Raw genomic sequence first — 15,471 nt, 5'->3', positions numbered from 1 at the left:
CTTCATTATACCATTTTTGCTTATTTTTTCCTTAACTAAAGGTTCTTTTAACACTGCAATGTTTGGACTTTGGAAACTTCTAACCACCTAGCCGTTGCTAACAGGCCATAAGACTCAAGTAACTAGTATCAAATTGGTCTCATTCTATCCCCAAAATAGCACGAATATCTTCAACCGTCAAGTTTGCACGGCTTTCACTACCGTCAAGAACCGTTTTGACTAGATTTTTCTTATTTTCTTGCAGGGCTTGGATTTTTTCTTCAATGGTTCCTCTGGTAATCAGGCGGTAGCATTCTACTTTTTCAGTCTGCCCCATACGATGGGCACGACTAATGGCCTGGGCTTCCACAGCTGGATTCCACCAGAGGTCAACCAGAATAACCGTGTCTGCACCTGTCAAATTCAGACCAACCCCTCCTGCTTTCAAGGAAATGAGAAAGGCATCCCGACTACCCGCATTGAAGGCCTGGGTCATTTCCTGGCGTTGATTGGCAGGGGTGGAGCCTGTCAGGGTATAAGAAGTTAAACCAATTTCTTTTAATTGTTCTTCAATCTGCTCCAGCATCTGTCTGAATTGGGAGAAAATCAGGACCCTATGCTCTCCTTCTTTGAGTTGCAGGAGCAGTTCTTTCAGGCTATTGAGCTTGCCACTCTCTCCCCTGAAATCATCCATGAACAAACTAGGTGTGTCACATATTTGGCGCAATCGCGTAATCCCAGACAGAATTTCAATCTTGCTTCGGTTGATTTGGGCATCATCAGCGCCGGCAATTTTAGACTGCATTTGTTGGAGCTGGGCCAGATAGATGGTTTTCTGCTCATCAGTCAATTCATTGAGTACATTGACCTCTGTCAAATCAGGCAACTCCTGCAGAACATCTTCCTTATGCCGTCTGAGAACAAAGGGCTGGATGGTTCGAGCAATCTCTTTGGCACTTAACTTGCTAAAGGCCTGCTTACTGGGCAATAAACCTGGAAGTACAATTTGGAAGATAGACCACAATTCCGTCAAATGATTTTCAATCGGTGTACCTGAAAGAGCGAAACAATTCCCAACCTCAAATTCTCTCAGTAGCTGAGCGATTTTGGACTGGGCATTTTTCATGACCTGAGCCTCATCTAAAATCAGGTAGTCAAACTTTTCTTGTTTGTAGAGATCACTATCCTGCCTAAAAGATGGGTAGGAAGTCACCAAAATTTGATGCCCCTGGGCAATCAAGTCTACTCGCTGCTCCTTACTTCCGTGAACAACCCCTACTTCTAAATCCGGAGCAAAGCGCTGACATTCATCTAACCAGTTATAAATCAAACTTGAGGGAGCCAAAATCAAAACCCGGCTATCCTCGGTCATCCGACTGGATAGAAAGGCGATGGTTTGCAGGGTCTTTCCAAGTCCCATATCATCCGCCAAAATACCACCAAAACCATAATGGTCCAACATCGACAGCCATTTAATACCAGTCTGTTGGTAATCTCTCAATTCAATTTTCACATCCAAAACAGGTAAGGGAAAGCTATCAGGCTTGGCAAGATAACCAGCCATTTCTTGAAAATCCTTAGAAAAACGAACTTGATCATAGCTAGAAAGCGATTGGGCTAATTGAAAACCTGCCAAAGCATGAACCTGCACCTGTCCACCCTTTCCATGTTTTGCTCGGAGCTGAATAAGGGTCTGACTGATTTTTCGGGTTTCCTCATCAAAAACAAGGACTTTCCCGGTCGGGCTGGTGTAATGGTCCTCTTGATTGAGCAAGGCTTCAAGTGCCTGATCTATTTCAGACTGATCAATTCCAGATAAATCGAATGAAATATCCAAAAGCGAGCCATTTCGAACAATCTCCAGCTGTGGTTTGACTTCAACCAAGAGGGACCGAAGATTTTCTGTTAGATGAACTGGTCCCATTTTTTCTAGCAAGGGCAGCTGTTGACGGAAGAAGGAATAAACTTCCTGTTGACTGAGGGCAGGTCTTTGAGCCAGGTATTTGCCCCGAAAACCAGCCAAACTGATTGCCTGAAAGACAGCTTCTAGGTGCTGAAAATGACTGGCAAATGGAAGGAGGCTCAATTCTTCCTCACTTCTGACCAAGCGACCATCAAAATCTAAAACTAATTGCAAGGACAGACTTCCATTTTCCTCCATCTCCATATGGAAATGAGGGATGAAATCGTGAATTTTAAAGCGTTTGGGTGCCTTGACCCTTCCAATGGTCTGCAAATCCAGCAAACTCAAAGCCAAACGATCCTGATCCTGAAAATCGACCTGAACCTTTCTCACACCAGACTCAGTAGGCACTAGATTAGAAATCTGACCAATCAGTTGCTCCTGCATCCGATTGACACTATAAATGACCCCATCAAGCAAGAGATAACGACCTTGAAATAGAGGACGAACAGCTTTTTCATGAATAACCATCTCAATCATATGCGTATGGACTGTCACATCAAAGTGATAAAGTCCAGTTTCCTCTGTCAAAGGAAGTACCATCAAGGACGAATAGGAACGCTGTTCATAGGTAAAGACAAACTCATCCAGCTGGTTCAACAAATCAAGCCCTTCTTCAAAATAGGCTTGGGGCAAACGGAAATGCCTCCCAAAATGGATGAGAATATCCGAATCTAATCCTACCTTCTCTGGAATCAAGGTCCAAAGAAAATCCAATAGAGCCTGACTGGCTTCATCAAAGTTTTCATAGGCTAGCTGCTCATAGTAATTTTTCCCGATTTGATAATGCCCATTGGTCTTGAGTAAGCGCAAAAAAGCACCAATGTCCCTTACAATATAGGCGCGCGTGTCTGGTAAACGGCTAATTTTCAAGGTCCAGTCTATCTGCCGATCATAAGGCAACAAGCTCCCCTCAACAGAGAGGCGATACTTGATGCCCATTTCTGGTTTGGGATGCAAAATCTCATCTAAAAAGAGGCCACCAAAATAGGTCCGACGAACCGTTTCCTTGTGTTGATTTCCCTCTTCTTTCCGCTCCTGCTCCAGATTTTTACCAGCCCCATCATTTTTTAAATAATACTCCGTGGCTGCCAAATGCTGACAGTAGCCCTTGCTTTGAAACAAGTGACAACTACACTGCAAATCACTATCCTCATCACTGTAAACAAAACGTTCCCCAGCAATATCCAGCTCCAACTTCCCATTCTCGCTCTGAAGAACAGTCAGTTTCCCAGCCTCATACAAATCAATTCCTTCTTGGCGAACCCGCCCCGGCATCATGCGACCCATAGCAATACCTCTTTTGACCTAGCACAATCTCTAAAATATTATCTTTTCATTATAGCATATTTCAAGAGATAATTCCTTGCCTAGGCATCAAAAAAACACCAGTCAGTCACTGATGTTCCTAGAAATCATTTTATAATATGTTGTCACTTGCCACATTTTCTTCACAAAACCAAGTGTCTTTAAGAGCCAAAATAGGAGAATTGGTATGAAAAGGATTGCTAAAATGAGGTTAACCCAGCCCTTTCCATCCAGAAACATTAGGAGAAATACTATTGGTACAAAAGTAAGCAGACCAAGCATCAAGAAATTGATTAGAAGCCCCAACCAGCCCAGCCAGTAGCGAAGTCCAAAAGGAGCATACTTTCTTTCATCGAAATCTGCCAAACCCGCCAAAAATTCAAATACTAGTTCACCTAAAAATTCCATACTAGACTTCCTTTCTGACCTGTCGGTAATACTTGGTTCGTCGAATGAGGGTTTTCATCGCATGTAGGGATAGGAGGCTGAGTGCTATAGCACATAACAAAAAGAAGATGAAAAGCAAAACCGTAGGCTGTTCAAATCGATGATAGACCATGGTTGAACCACCTGTAAAAGCGATAAAATAGGATGCCAAAGTCACCAAATTGAGCCAGATGCAAGCCACCAGCCCCAGCCAATACCGAAAGCCGAAAGGCTTATACTGACTGTCTTCATAAAATACAAGAAAAAATGATGAAAAAGAAAGCAATATCAAAAAAGAACGCCAAATCGGAATCGCTACCATACCAACACCTCCTAGTCCCATTCTAGCATATTTACGAATAATTGCAAAGAAAAAAGAGGTTTGACCTCTCTTTCTTATTTCCGTTTTCGTGCAATCAGATGAATCGGTGTTCCTTCGAAGACAAAGGCCTTGCGGATTTGATTTTCCAAGAAACGCATATAGGAGAAGTGCATGAGCTCTTCTTCGTTGACAAAGACCACAAATGTCGGTGGCTTGGTCGCAACCTGGGTCGCGTAGAAAATTTTCAAGCGTTTACCCTTGTCGGTCGGCGTCGGGTTGATAGCAATAGCATCCATGATAACATCGTTGAGGACAGCCGACGGAATACGGGTATTCTGGCTCTCACTGATGGCCTTAATCATCTCAGGCAACTTGTGCAAGCGTTGCTTGGTCAAGGCTGACACGAAGATAATCGGTGCGTAAGACAAATACTGGAATTGGTCACGGATATCATCTTCCCATTTCTTCATGGTGTGGTTATCTTTTTCAAGCGTGTCCCACTTGTTGACCACGATAATCATTCCCTTACCAGCTTCATGGGCAAAGCCTGCGATGCGTTTGTCGTACTCGCGGATGCCTTCTTCTGCATTGATGACCATGAGTATAACATCTGAACGCTCAATGGCACGCATGGCACGCATAACGGAGTATTTCTCCGTATTTTCATAGACCTTACCAGACTTGCGCATCCCTGCGGTGTCAATCATGGTAAATTCTTGACCTTCTGAGTCTGTAAAGTGCGTATCAATGGCATCTCGAGTCGTTCCAGCAACAGGCGACGCAATCACGCGCTCTTCCCCCAAAATAGCGTTAATCAAACTTGATTTACCAACGTTTGGACGACCAATCAAGCTGAACTTGATAATATCTGGATTTTCTTCTACTTCTTGGACTGGCAGATTTTCAATGATAGCGTCCAAGACATCCCCTGTACCGATACCATGCACAGATGATACTGGGTATGGATCCCCTAGACCGAGCGAATAGAAATCGTAGATGTCATTCCGCATTTCAGGGTTATCGACCTTGTTGACAACCAAAATAACTGGTTTGTTGGTCTTATAAAGGATGCGTGATACATACTCGTCAGCATCTGTCACACCTTCCTTACCTGATACAACAAAGACGATAACATCCGCTTCATCCATGGCAATCTCAGCCTGGTGCTTGATTTGGTCCATGAAAGGAGCATCCACATCATCGATACCACCTGTATCAATCAGGGAAAACTTGCGATTGAGCCACTCACCAGTAGCATAAATACGGTCGCGGGTCACACCTTCCACGTCTTCTACGATAGAAATACGTTCACCAGCGATACGGTTAAATAGTGTTGATTTTCCAACGTTGGGACGGCCAACGATGGCGATAGTTGGTAGAGCCATTGCTCCTCCTCTTCTAATATAGTCGTTTTCGTTTATCTTTTATTACGTCGACGCATGAGGAAACTTCGTTTCCCTATTTCCAACTTCAAATAATGTCATCATTATTTGAACTCGCTTTGCCGTACTCCAGTACTGTCTGCAGCTCGTTGCCTAGTACTAAAAGCAAACAAAAAGACTATAACTTACAATAATTTATGTTTTTCTAATACAGCCCTCGTTTCAGGCTGCTCTGGCTGACCAAACTAGGCAACCATACGCTCCGACCAGGTTTCTGTCTGACGGGCACCTGCATAGTCTGTCTGAACTTGGTCATAGGCTTGGATGACTTCCAGGCCTTGCTCCACATATTCTTCCTGGAAGACTATGGCTTCTCTTGCCAAACGTGGTTTAACAGGATGGTTTTGGGCTGGTCGACCTAGGGCTATGCAGAAAATCGGATAGGTATAGTCCGACAAGTTGAACAGCTCTGCTATTGCCAAGGCCTTATGGCGAATCATACCGATGAAGACACCACCATAGCCCAAGCTTTCCGCTGCTAAAAGGGCATTTTGCCCTGCTAGGCTCGCATCAACAGAAGAAATCAGGAGATTCTCAGGTCCCTTGGCATCAAAGTCTGAACCGTGGAGTTGAGCTGCCTTGCTGGCACGATTATGATCGCCCACAAAAACCAGAATGGCCTGAGCCTGTAAAATAGCTGGCTGGGGCACCAAATCATAGAGAGCCTGTTTTTTCTCCTCCGACTGCACCACAATAATGGAATAGGACTGGAAATTCTTCCAGCTAGACGCAGCTCGCCCAGCTGATATAATAGCTTGCAAATGTTCCGCCTCAATGGGCTCTTCCGTAAAACGGCGGACGGAAGTGTGACTCAACATCAAATCAATGGTTTCATTCATCGGCGGTTCTTTCCTTTCAAGTGTAAATCACGAGCCAGATAGCGAATCCGCTCCATAACCCGTTTGGCCTGCCAGGTTTCATCACCAGACTTACCAGATGCGAAATGACGCTCCAAATCATCAAAGGAGAAATTGGAGGTAAAGAAGGTCGGCAGATTTTCCTGCATGCGGTATTGCAGAATGACCTGCAGCACATCGTCACGCACCCACGGACTATGTTGCTCCGCTCCGATGTCATCTAGCACCAAGACCTGAGCTATCTTGATTTCATCAATCCGCTCCTTAACAGAGCCATCTTTGATGGCATTTTTTATGTCTACCACAAAGGTTGGATAATGGAGCATGGTGGTTGACTGAAGATGAGTTTTGGATAACAAATTGGCTAAATAAGCCATCAAATAACTTTTTCCAATACCGAAATTACCATATATGTAAAGACCTTTTGGCTTTTCCTCAAAGCGTTTGACAAAATCCGCAATAGCTAGCATGACTTCCACACGATTTTCATCGCTCTTATCAATATCCGCCACGGTTACATTTTTCAAACTTGCTGGCATATTGATGAGCTGGATGCGGTTCTTGATAGCTTCCAAACGACGGTATTCGACCAATTCCTCTGTCTCAAGATAGGAAACATCCGCATAGCCCTCATTCATGACCAAAACTGGTTGATACCCCTTAGCAATATAGGCTTGGTCTTGCTTGACAAAGAGGTCGCGCTGGCTGATATATTCCAAAAACTTTGAAATGGACAGAGTAATTTCCTGCTGGGTCAAGCCTTCTTTTTTGATAAAAGCAGCGACTTCAGGATCACTCACAATCTCCTGATAGAGTTGCTGATATGATTTTGGACTTGGATTGGTTGCCTGCGACAGCCTGTCTTGTACTGATTTCATCAGCTACCTCCTTTGTTTTCCATTTCTTCTAATTCACGATAAAGGGCAGCCAGCTTGGCTTGACCTTCTTGCGTTTGTTCTTGCTGAACCTCTTCCTTACTCCAGTCAGGCACATTGGTTTTGGTTTCTGGCTTGGGTTTACTCTGTGCTTGACCTGTCTTCAACTCTCTTAGATAAAGAATAGCGGCCTCAGCACTAGCAATTCCCTTGTAGGAAAAATCATTACCCAGCTTCATGGCATATTTTTCATTTAGATTGGCCGAGTCCACCTTGTTAAAAGTATAGAGGACCAAGACATTGATAACTTCGTCAAGCAAGCCCAAGTTTGCCAGATCTTTCAAGCACTTTCTCTCTGTATCAGTCGGGACCGCCTTACGTTGCTCCTTGATAAAAGCGAGCAAAGCCGAACTTGACTTAGCTTTTGCCTCTCGAACAATGGCCTGTTCCTGAGGACTTAAATGACCTGCAGGCACCTGTTTAGCCTGACGTGACTGCTGCAAGCGCTTGGTAGATAGGGTAAAACCAATCGCCGTTGCCTTTGCCTGACGATAGGTTTCCAACCAAGTCCACCCTGCCTGCTCTGCTATGTGACTAAGAGCAATAATGTCCTCTGCTTCATCTTGAAAAAGAAGCTTGTCTTTTGCCATCAAGGCCTTGAAGGCAGACCAGTCAAAATCATGTTTGGGTTCAAACCTCCCCTCAATCTGACCAGTAAGCGTAAAGACCTGAGAGAAGGTCTTGGATACATTCTTTTCTTGAGGAGGTCTGGAACCCTGTAAGCCTTCTACACTGGCTTCACCTATTCGTTGTGCCAATAGCTGTTTGTATAGGGGCTTGTCCAAAAATTGTTTGACCGTCAGTGGTGGCAACAAGACCAAGCCTGTCAACTCATCTGCCCGATAGACTTGTAGCAATTCCATGGCAGATAAGAGATCCAAGGCCTGCTCCAAGCGCTTCATACCGAAATCCATATGATTGAGGATTGTCGCCCACTTGTAACGCCCCTGCCCCTGATCCGAGAAACTATAGAGGTAGTAGTAAAGGGCTAGGGCATCAAAACTGATGATGGGTTGATAGCACTGGCTTAAACTGATAATGTCTGGTGTAAAAGGACTGGTCTTTATGTAGGTAAATAAATCATTTGGCTTCATGAGCAGCACCTGACTTTACTTTACTACCCTTAGAAATCATCTGCTTGAGCAGATTTTCCAACTCTTCCACATCCTTAAAGGAACGATAGACAGAGGCAAAACGCACATAGGTGATTTCATCCAACTCCACCAATTCGTCCATGACAAAATTACCAATGACATCACTTTCAACCTCGCCATCACTCTGAGAACGAACCTTCTGCTCAATCCGGTTGACAACTTCGTCTATATCACTAGTTGAAACTGGACGTTTTTGTGCTGAACGAATGATACCATTGAAAATCTTTTCACGGGAAAATTGCTCCCTAGTCCCGTCCTTCTTCACAACGACGAGGGTTTTTTCTTCAACACGTTCATAGGTGGTAAAACGTTGACCACATTGATCGCAAGAACGACGGCGACGGATGGTGTTGCCATCTTCAGCCTGACGACTATCAATAACACTTGATTTCAAACTTTGACATTTTGGACAACGCATACTCTCACTCCTACAACTTCTTTATCACTTCAGTATAGCATAAAAACAGCAAAAATAAAAGAAAGCGAGAAAACCCACTTTCTATTTTTAACCATTGTTAACCGAGTTTCATATCCCCTTGCTTCTTCAAGCGACTGGCAACCCATTCACGAACCAGACGGTAAATAACCGCAAAGATAGGTGTAAAGAAGACCATACCAAGCAAGCCAAACAAATTTCCACCAATCAAGGCTGCAGCAAGGGTAAAGAGAGTCGGAAGTCCTACCGATTGTCCAACCACACGCGGATAGATAACATTCCCCTCAATCAACTGGATAATCTGGAAGAGAGCAATAGACCAAAGTGCCAAGAGGGGATTTTGCACCGCCACAAATAAGGCACTAATCAGACAGGCGGTAAAGGGACCAATGTAAGGCACAAAGGATAAAACACCTGCCAAAATTCCTGCCATGCTGGCATAAGGAATTCCTGAGAGAGAATAACTCACAAATACGAGAGTACCGATAATACAGGCTTCTACGATTTGGCTCATTAGGAATTTATCATAAGTATCAACAATGACTTCTCCAATATAACTAATCACTCGAACAGTTTTTGTCGGCAGTATCGCTTGTAGGAATTTACCTGTCATAGCTTGCAGATGTTCCTTGCTTCCAAGTATTGCCAAGGTAAAGAAGAAGGCCATCACAAGCGTCATGGTATTGGAAAAAATACCAGTGACATTTGATACTAAACCTGATAAGACTGGCGTTACCAAATTGGAAATAAAGGTTAGATTTTTCAATTGGTCCAGCATACCTGCAATTTGCTCACCCAACTGACCAGCCAAAAGTCCATTTTTTTCCAGGAAGCTTGTAAGGGCATTGACCGATTTAGGAATTGCTGTGCTACTCACCGTCACTAATTGCGACACCGTTGACATCAAGGTAGGAAGAACAATCAACACCAACCCAGTAACAATTAAAGCAAAACCAATCAACACTCCAACAATAGCCAAGGAACGTTTGGATTTATTCAAAAAAGAAACCTTCTCTATCTGATCCTCTATTTTTTTCATAGGCACATTTAAAATAAAGGCAATGATACTCCCTATAAAGAGAGAATTCATGCTTCCCAACAAAATCTGAACTGCCTTGTATATCGTATCCCAATTCAATACAGCTAAGAGGGTAGCTCCAGCCAACAAAATCAATAAAGCTTTTTCTTTAAACGACGAATTCATAATATCTCCAATTTTGTATGATTAGCATTCAGTTTATCATAGGAAGCAAAAAAAAGAAAGAGTTTCCCCTTTCTTAATCTCGCATGGCATAACCAACGCCACGAACTGTCTTGATGTAAGATGGTTTACCGGTAACATCTAATTTTCCACGTAAATAACGAATATATACATCTACTACATTAGTTTCCGATGTCGTTTCATATTTCCAAACTCGCTCTAGCAATTGTTCTCGGCTGACAGGTTCGGGGCTGTTCATCAGAGTTGCAAGCAAATCATATTCGCGTCTGGTCAGGTTAATCAACTCATCCCCACGAGTAACGGTTCGATTTTGAAAATCGACCTTTAGGTCACGATAGGCTGCTTGCAAAGGAACGTGCTTACAATTCTTATCAATAAAATCTCGCCCACGGAAGATGGCTGCAATTTGCTCAACCAAATCACTGATGACAAAGGGCTTGACGACATAAGAAACTGCGTATGAAAGCACTTCTTCTCCATATTTGGCAACATCAGCTGAATCAATGGCCACAATCAAGACACTAGCAGGCTTGATGGCCAACAATTCCCTTGACAATTCCTTACTAGACATATCAGAAAGCTGAAAGCTCATCAAAATCAAATCAAAATCCGTTTCATGAGCTAAGGAGAGGGCTTCTTTCCCTGTTGAGGCATAATCTACCAAATACTCCTTCTTCTGCAGCTCCATGGAAACAAAGTGCGAAAGATTGCGCTCTCTTCCGGCAATCAAAATTTTCTTAGCCATTATCTCTTTCATTGTTCTCTCTATCAATCAAATTAGCTAGCGACAAATTAGAAAGAAGGGCGCTCACACGCCCATTCTTTTATTTTGTTTCGCTATACCAATCGTAGTGGAAGACACCTTCTTTGTCTTTACGATTGTATGTGTGGGCACCGAAGTAGTCACGTTGTGCTTGGATTAGGTTAGCTGGCAAGTTTTCAGCACGGTAGCTATCAAAGTAGGTAATCGCTGCTGAGAAGGTTGGAACAGGTACACCTGCCTGAACTGCCAAGGCAACAACATCGCGAACAGCCTGTTGGTACTTAGCGGTCACATCAAGGAAGTATTCATCCAAGAGCAAGTTAGCCAAGTCTTCATCACGTCCATAAGCATCTGTAATTTTTTGCAAGAAACGAGCACGGATGATACAACCTGCACGCCAGATTTTAGCAATTTCACCAAATGGCAAGTTCCAGTTGTTTTCTTTAGAAGCTACACGCAGTTGGGCAAACCCTTGTGCATAAGACATAATTTTTGAGAAGTAAAGGGCTTGACGGATCTTTTCTACCAATTCAGCCTTGTCACCTTCGTATGCAAACGGAGCTGGTTTTGGAAGAACTTTGCTGGCTGCCACGCGCTCATCCTTGTAAGTTGAGATGTAACGAGCAAAAACAGACTCTGTAATCAATGACAAAGGCACACCCAAGTCAAGTGATGATTGGCTTGTCCATTTACCTGTACCCTTGTTACCAGCAGCATCCATGATATAGTCAACGATTGGACCATCTTGAGCTTGGTCATCCTTGCGTTTCAAAATGTCAGCTGTAATTTCAATCAAGTAGCTATCCAATTCGCCTTGGTTCCACTCAGTAAAGATGTCAGCCATTTCATCAACTGACAAGCCAAGCAAGTGTTGCATGAGGTCATAAGACTCCGCAATCAACTGCATATCGCCATACTCGATACCGTTGTGGACCATTTTTACATAGTGACCAGCACCGTCTGGACCGATGTAGGTCACACATGGAGCGCCATCTTCTGGAGCTTTTGCTGAAATTTCTTCTAAGACATCTGCCACCAATTCATAAGCTTCTTTTTGACCACCAGGCATGATAGATGGACCTTCAAGGGCACCTTTTTCACCACCAGATACACCTGTACCGATGAAGTTGATACCTGAGTTAGCCAATTCTTTGGAACGACGGATCGTGTCTTCATAGAAGGTATTACCACCATCGATCAAGATGTCCCCTTCATCCAAGTGTGGCAAGAGGGCTTGAATGGTTGCATCTGTACCAGGTCCAGCCTGCACCATGAGCATGATGCGGCGTGGTTTTTCAATAGAAGCTACAAAGCTTTCTACATCGTAGCTTGGGACCAAGTTTTTACCTGGGTTGCTTGCTACAACATCTTCTGTCTTATCAGCAGAACGGTTGTAAATGGCTACTGAATAACCACGTGATTCTACGTTAAGTGCCAAGTTGCGACCCATTACGGCCATCCCTACAACACCAAAATTTGCTTTTGTCATTTGTTTACTCCTCTAATTTCTATCTCTTTTATTATACACCGAAAGGCTGAAATTGACAAGAATTTTCAGATAATTTAACCATCCAAACTATTCTTCACTGTCAAACAAGCCTTGCAATTGTGCAAAAGGACTATTAGCTTCTTTTTTCTCTTGCGCTTTTTGTTGGAAATCTTCCTCGGTCATCAAAGCCCAAGCTTGACCAGAAGGCAGGTCAGTGCCAGCTTCTTCTTCAGGTGTCAAGACCTTAATCGGAATGGCTAAAAGAATATTATCCGCCACGCTTTCCTCTAGGACAATGTAGTCGTCTTCTACTACCAAAACCATATACTCGTCAATCAAGTCCTGCTCCTTAAGAACTGCTTCATTGGCTACAAAAAGTTCATTGACTTCTTGAACCTCATGCAGAAGGACTGGTTGCAAGGAACGGCTGGAAGCCAAGGTAATATCGTAGGTCATCTGGTAGTCCAAGAAAAAGAAACCGGATTCAAAACGGACATTTCCACTTACTTGGACAGGCGACAAGCCTAAAACGTCACTATTTCGAGCCTGCAAGTCTTCCTGTAAATCCAAGGTCTTCTCAAAGGAAATTCCATCTGGATTTTTCTGAATATCGTAAATATGAAACATGATTTTCCCCTATTCAGCTAGTTCTGTGATGTAGTTGTAGACTTCCTGACCAGCAACTGCTCCATTTCCAACAGCAGTCGCAATCTGACGGAGTTGATTTTGGCGGATGTCGCCAATGGCATAAATACCAGATTTGCTGGTTTCCATCTTTTCATTGGTGATAATCCAACCAGCTTCATCTGTAATGCCCAAATCCGCAACGGAATCCGTCATCGGATCCAAACCAACGTAAACAAAGACACCACCGAAGTCCAATTCACTGACTTCCTCTGTTTTCACGTTTTTAATACGAACGCTCTGAACCCGTAAGTCATCTCCCTTGATTTCTTCTACCACACTGTCCCAGATGAAGTTAATTTTTTCATTGGCAAAGGCGCGATCTTGGATGACTTTTTGAGCGCGTAGTTGGTCACGTCGGTGAACAATGGTCACAGATTCCGCAAATTGCGTCAAGAAGAGGGCTTCTTCGACTGCAGAATCACCACCTCCGACAACCAAGAGTTTTTGCCCACGGAAGAAGGCACCATCACAGACCGCACAGTAGGAAACACCACGGCTATTGTACGTATCCTCACCTGGCACACCAAGCAAGCGGTGTTTGGCTCCCATGGCCAGAATGACTGTCTTGGTTTCCAAGACGTCATCTTCAGTAATGATTTTCTTAATTGGACCATCTTCTTCGATGCGTACCAAGGTCCCAAAAATATGGTCCACTCCAAATTTTTCAAGGGGTTCAAACATTTTCTCTGCCAAGGCTGGACCAGAAATATGGTCATAGCCTGGATAGTTTTCAATTTCAGCGGTGTTATTCATCTGACCACCGTAAATGCCACGCTCCAGAAGCGCCACTTTTAGATTGCTTCGCCCTGCATACAGGGCTGCAGTCATCCCAGCAGGACCTGCACCAATTACAACTGTATCGTACATATCTTTTCCTTCTATGCTTTAAACATTAACAAAATCCCCATGACCCCAAAGGCAAGAATAGGGATAATCATGACATTGATCATTAGTAAATCAAATAAGAAATCCTGGCGCTCTTGCGGCGTTTGATCCACTCTTCTACCCGCTCTTGAGACAAAGTAAATGAGACTGGATAAGATAACCAACAAGGCAGCGACTAGGAGCCCCTGCAAGTAAAAACTGAGAATATTTTGTAACATGGTTTTCCCCAATCCTCTTAGAAGGTTTGGCGTTTGGCCTTACGCTCTGCACGACCCTTGGCACGTGCTTCTACACGCTTGGTCTTGCGGCGTTTCTCATCAACTGCCCACTGAATTTTCTTCTTGTAACCTGGCTTGACTTTTTTCTTTTTCTTCTTGACCAAGCCAATCATTTCCAAGTCCAGTTTTTCACGCGATTTTTCACGGTTGGCACGGCGGTCACGATCGTAGGTATCGACAAACTCACCATTTTTCATTTCTTTTGGCAAGAACTTGATATTGAGCTTTTCTAACTCGCGGATGTCCGCATCATCGCTCGGCTGATAAAGGGTAATGGCAATACCTGACAGTCCATTCCGACCCGTCCGACCCACACGGTGAACAAAGAAGGAGAGATCCTGCGGAATAGCATCATTGATAACATGGCTGACACCTTCAATATCAATCCCACGCGCTGCCAGGTCTGTTGCTACTATGTATTGATAGTCCAAGTTCTTCACCTGGTTCATGATCCGCTTGCGCTCACGTGGTGGAATATCCCCATGAATCTTTGCAACGCGTAGACCATTTGCCGTCAAATAGCTGTGTAATTCATCTGCACGAGTCTTGGTATTGACGAAAATCATGGCCAAGTAAGGCTGCATGAGCTTGGTCACTTCCAAGATCTGCGCATTGCGGTCACGGCCCTTGGTTGAAATCAGCCAGTTTTCAATGGTATCTGAAATGACCGTATGGGTCTTGATTTGTTCCATGACCGGATTAGACAAATACTTTTTCAAAAACGGCTGCAGTTTCTGCGGAATGGTGGCTGAAAAGACCATAAATTGCAAATCTTTTGGCAGGCTACCAGCAATCTTATCTACTGTTTCCAAGAAGCCCATGTCCAAGGTCATATCGGCCTCATCCACTACAAATGTCTTAGCCTTATGGATAGCCAAGTCCCCTGATTTGACCAAATCATAGATACGACCCGGTGTCCCAACAACAATGTGGGGCTGACCAGCTTGGAGCTTGTCAATCTGACGGTTCTTATCCGTACCACCAACATAATTGGTCACACGAACTTCGATGTCCGAATGACTGGCCAACTGACGAGCCGCCTGGTAAATCTGGGTTGCCAGTTCACGAGATGGGGCTGTAATGACAGCCTGAACCTGATCCAATTCCTCATTGAGTTTCTGGAAAATGGGAATTAAAAAGGTATGGGTCTTCCCTGAGCCCGTTTTTGATTCCCCAATCAAATCACGACCAGACAAGACAACAGGAATCAATTTCTCCTGAACCTCTGTCGGCTGGACAAAGTTAATTTCTTTCAAAGCCTCTTGAATATAAGGCTTTAGTTTCATATCTGTAAATTTCATAGTTTCCTCTTTGGAACCTGGGTG

15 protein-coding genes are annotated in these 15,471 nt (G+C 43.8%); all 15 read right to left on the bottom strand.

The genetic code is table 11. The features are described from left to right. Nucleotides 1-139: 139 nt before the first annotated feature. Entirely contained in the window at nt 140-3,232 is a 3,093-nt protein-coding gene (locus tag PW220_RS02065) for a pilus expression-regulating Snf2 family helicase (RefSeq protein ID WP_248055906.1), read from the bottom strand. A gap of 102 nt (nt 3,233-3,334) precedes the next feature. After that, the gene (locus PW220_RS02060; protein WP_248055907.1) at nt 3,335-3,658 is read right to left on the bottom strand and encodes a hypothetical protein; all 324 of its coding nucleotides are present in this window, start codon (nt 3,656-3,658) and stop codon (nt 3,335-3,337) included. A gap of 1 nt (nt 3,659) precedes the next feature. Beyond that, complete coding sequence (locus PW220_RS02055) at nt 3,660-3,998, bottom strand: MFS transporter (protein WP_248043891.1); 339 nt, start codon at nt 3,996-3,998, stop codon at nt 3,660-3,662. Between the two features lie 74 nt (nt 3,999-4,072). Further along, nucleotides 4,073-5,383 carry a ribosome biogenesis GTPase Der gene (der, locus tag PW220_RS02050; protein WP_248055908.1) on the bottom strand — a complete coding sequence of 437 codons (1,311 nt, stop codon included), beginning with the start codon at nt 5,381-5,383 and terminating at the stop codon, nt 4,073-4,075. Between the two features lie 242 nt (nt 5,384-5,625). Further along, nucleotides 5,626-6,279 (bottom strand): NADPH-dependent oxidoreductase, encoded by a 654-nt coding sequence (locus PW220_RS02045; protein WP_248055909.1) that lies wholly within the window; start codon nt 6,277-6,279, stop codon nt 5,626-5,628. After that, a complete protein-coding gene (gene dnaI, locus PW220_RS02040; RefSeq protein ID WP_248055910.1) occupies nt 6,276-7,175 on the bottom strand; it encodes a primosomal protein DnaI in 900 nt (299 codons plus the stop codon). Before dnaI ends, PW220_RS02045 begins: the two co-directional genes overlap by 4 nt. Further along, the gene (locus tag PW220_RS02035; protein WP_248055911.1) at nt 7,175-8,326 is read right to left on the bottom strand and encodes a replication initiation and membrane attachment family protein; all 1,152 of its coding nucleotides are present in this window, start codon (nt 8,324-8,326) and stop codon (nt 7,175-7,177) included. Before PW220_RS02035 ends, dnaI begins: the two co-directional genes overlap by 1 nt. After that, entirely contained in the window at nt 8,313-8,804 is a 492-nt protein-coding gene (nrdR, locus tag PW220_RS02030; RefSeq protein ID WP_248055912.1) for a transcriptional regulator NrdR, read from the bottom strand. Before nrdR ends, PW220_RS02035 begins: the two co-directional genes overlap by 14 nt. A 97-nt stretch (nt 8,805-8,901) precedes the next feature. Then, complete coding sequence (locus PW220_RS02025) at nt 8,902-10,026, bottom strand: AI-2E family transporter (RefSeq protein WP_248055913.1); 1,125 nt, start codon at nt 10,024-10,026, stop codon at nt 8,902-8,904. A 73-nt stretch (nt 10,027-10,099) separates the two neighbouring features. Continuing rightward, the gene (locus PW220_RS02020; RefSeq protein WP_248055914.1) at nt 10,100-10,789 is read right to left on the bottom strand and encodes a response regulator transcription factor; all 690 of its coding nucleotides are present in this window, start codon (nt 10,787-10,789) and stop codon (nt 10,100-10,102) included. A 79-nt stretch (nt 10,790-10,868) separates the two neighbouring features. Beyond that, nucleotides 10,869-12,296, bottom strand: a complete 1,428-nt coding sequence (gndA, locus tag PW220_RS02015) for an NADP-dependent phosphogluconate dehydrogenase (protein WP_105114044.1) — start codon at nt 12,294-12,296, stop codon at nt 10,869-10,871. A gap of 87 nt (nt 12,297-12,383) precedes the next feature. After that, on the bottom strand, nt 12,384-12,923 hold the full coding sequence (locus PW220_RS02010) for a YceD family protein (protein ID WP_248055915.1): 540 nt from the start codon (nt 12,921-12,923) through the stop codon (nt 12,384-12,386). A gap of 9 nt (nt 12,924-12,932) precedes the next feature. Next, nucleotides 12,933-13,850: a thioredoxin-disulfide reductase gene (trxB, locus tag PW220_RS02005; protein WP_248055916.1), complete on the bottom strand. Its 918-nt coding sequence runs from the start codon at nt 13,848-13,850 to the stop codon at nt 12,933-12,935. An 11-nt stretch (nt 13,851-13,861) separates the two neighbouring features. After that, the gene (locus PW220_RS02000) at nt 13,862-14,086 is read right to left on the bottom strand and encodes a DUF4059 family protein (protein WP_105114041.1); all 225 of its coding nucleotides are present in this window, start codon (nt 14,084-14,086) and stop codon (nt 13,862-13,864) included. 17 nt (nt 14,087-14,103) lie between these two features. Beyond that, complete coding sequence (locus tag PW220_RS01995) at nt 14,104-15,447, bottom strand: DEAD/DEAH box helicase (protein ID WP_024406634.1); 1,344 nt, start codon at nt 15,445-15,447, stop codon at nt 14,104-14,106. Nucleotides 15,448-15,471: the final 24 nt, after the last annotated feature.

Source organism: Streptococcus sp. 29892 (assembly GCF_032594935.1).
Lineage (GTDB): Bacteria > Bacillota > Bacilli > Lactobacillales > Streptococcaceae > Streptococcus > Streptococcus hyiners.
This window is presented reverse-complemented; position numbering and strand designations above follow the sequence as displayed.

Bases quoted from the DNA above. Each gene is read 5' to 3' on its own strand.
- PW220_RS02065 (WP_248055906.1), bottom strand. From the start codon at position 3,232: ATGGGTCGCATGATGCCGGGGCGGGTTCGCCAAGAAGGAATTGATTTG.
- PW220_RS02060 (WP_248055907.1), bottom strand. From the start codon at position 3,658: ATGGAATTTTTAGGTGAACTAGTATTTGAATTTTTGGCGGGTTTGGCA.
- PW220_RS02055 (WP_248043891.1), bottom strand. From the start codon at position 3,998: ATGGTAGCGATTCCGATTTGGCGTTCTTTTTTGATATTGCTTTCTTTT.
- der (WP_248055908.1), bottom strand. From the start codon at position 5,383: ATGGCTCTACCAACTATCGCCATCGTTGGCCGTCCCAACGTTGGAAAA.
- PW220_RS02045 (WP_248055909.1), bottom strand. From the start codon at position 6,279: ATGAATGAAACCATTGATTTGATGTTGAGTCACACTTCCGTCCGCCGT.
- dnaI (WP_248055910.1), bottom strand. From the start codon at position 7,175: ATGAAATCAGTACAAGACAGGCTGTCGCAGGCAACCAATCCAAGTCCA.
- PW220_RS02035 (WP_248055911.1), bottom strand. From the start codon at position 8,326: ATGAAGCCAAATGATTTATTTACCTACATAAAGACCAGTCCTTTTACA.
- nrdR (WP_248055912.1), bottom strand. From the start codon at position 8,804: ATGCGTTGTCCAAAATGTCAAAGTTTGAAATCAAGTGTTATTGATAGT.
- PW220_RS02025 (WP_248055913.1), bottom strand. From the start codon at position 10,026: ATGAATTCGTCGTTTAAAGAAAAAGCTTTATTGATTTTGTTGGCTGGA.
- PW220_RS02020 (WP_248055914.1), bottom strand. From the start codon at position 10,789: ATGGCTAAGAAAATTTTGATTGCCGGAAGAGAGCGCAATCTTTCGCAC.
- gndA (WP_105114044.1), bottom strand. From the start codon at position 12,296: ATGACAAAAGCAAATTTTGGTGTTGTAGGGATGGCCGTAATGGGTCGC.
- PW220_RS02010 (WP_248055915.1), bottom strand. From the start codon at position 12,923: ATGTTTCATATTTACGATATTCAGAAAAATCCAGATGGAATTTCCTTT.
- trxB (WP_248055916.1), bottom strand. From the start codon at position 13,850: ATGTACGATACAGTTGTAATTGGTGCAGGTCCTGCTGGGATGACTGCA.
- PW220_RS02000 (WP_105114041.1), bottom strand. From the start codon at position 14,086: ATGTTACAAAATATTCTCAGTTTTTACTTGCAGGGGCTCCTAGTCGCT.
- PW220_RS01995 (WP_024406634.1), bottom strand. From the start codon at position 15,447: ATGAAATTTACAGATATGAAACTAAAGCCTTATATTCAAGAGGCTTTG.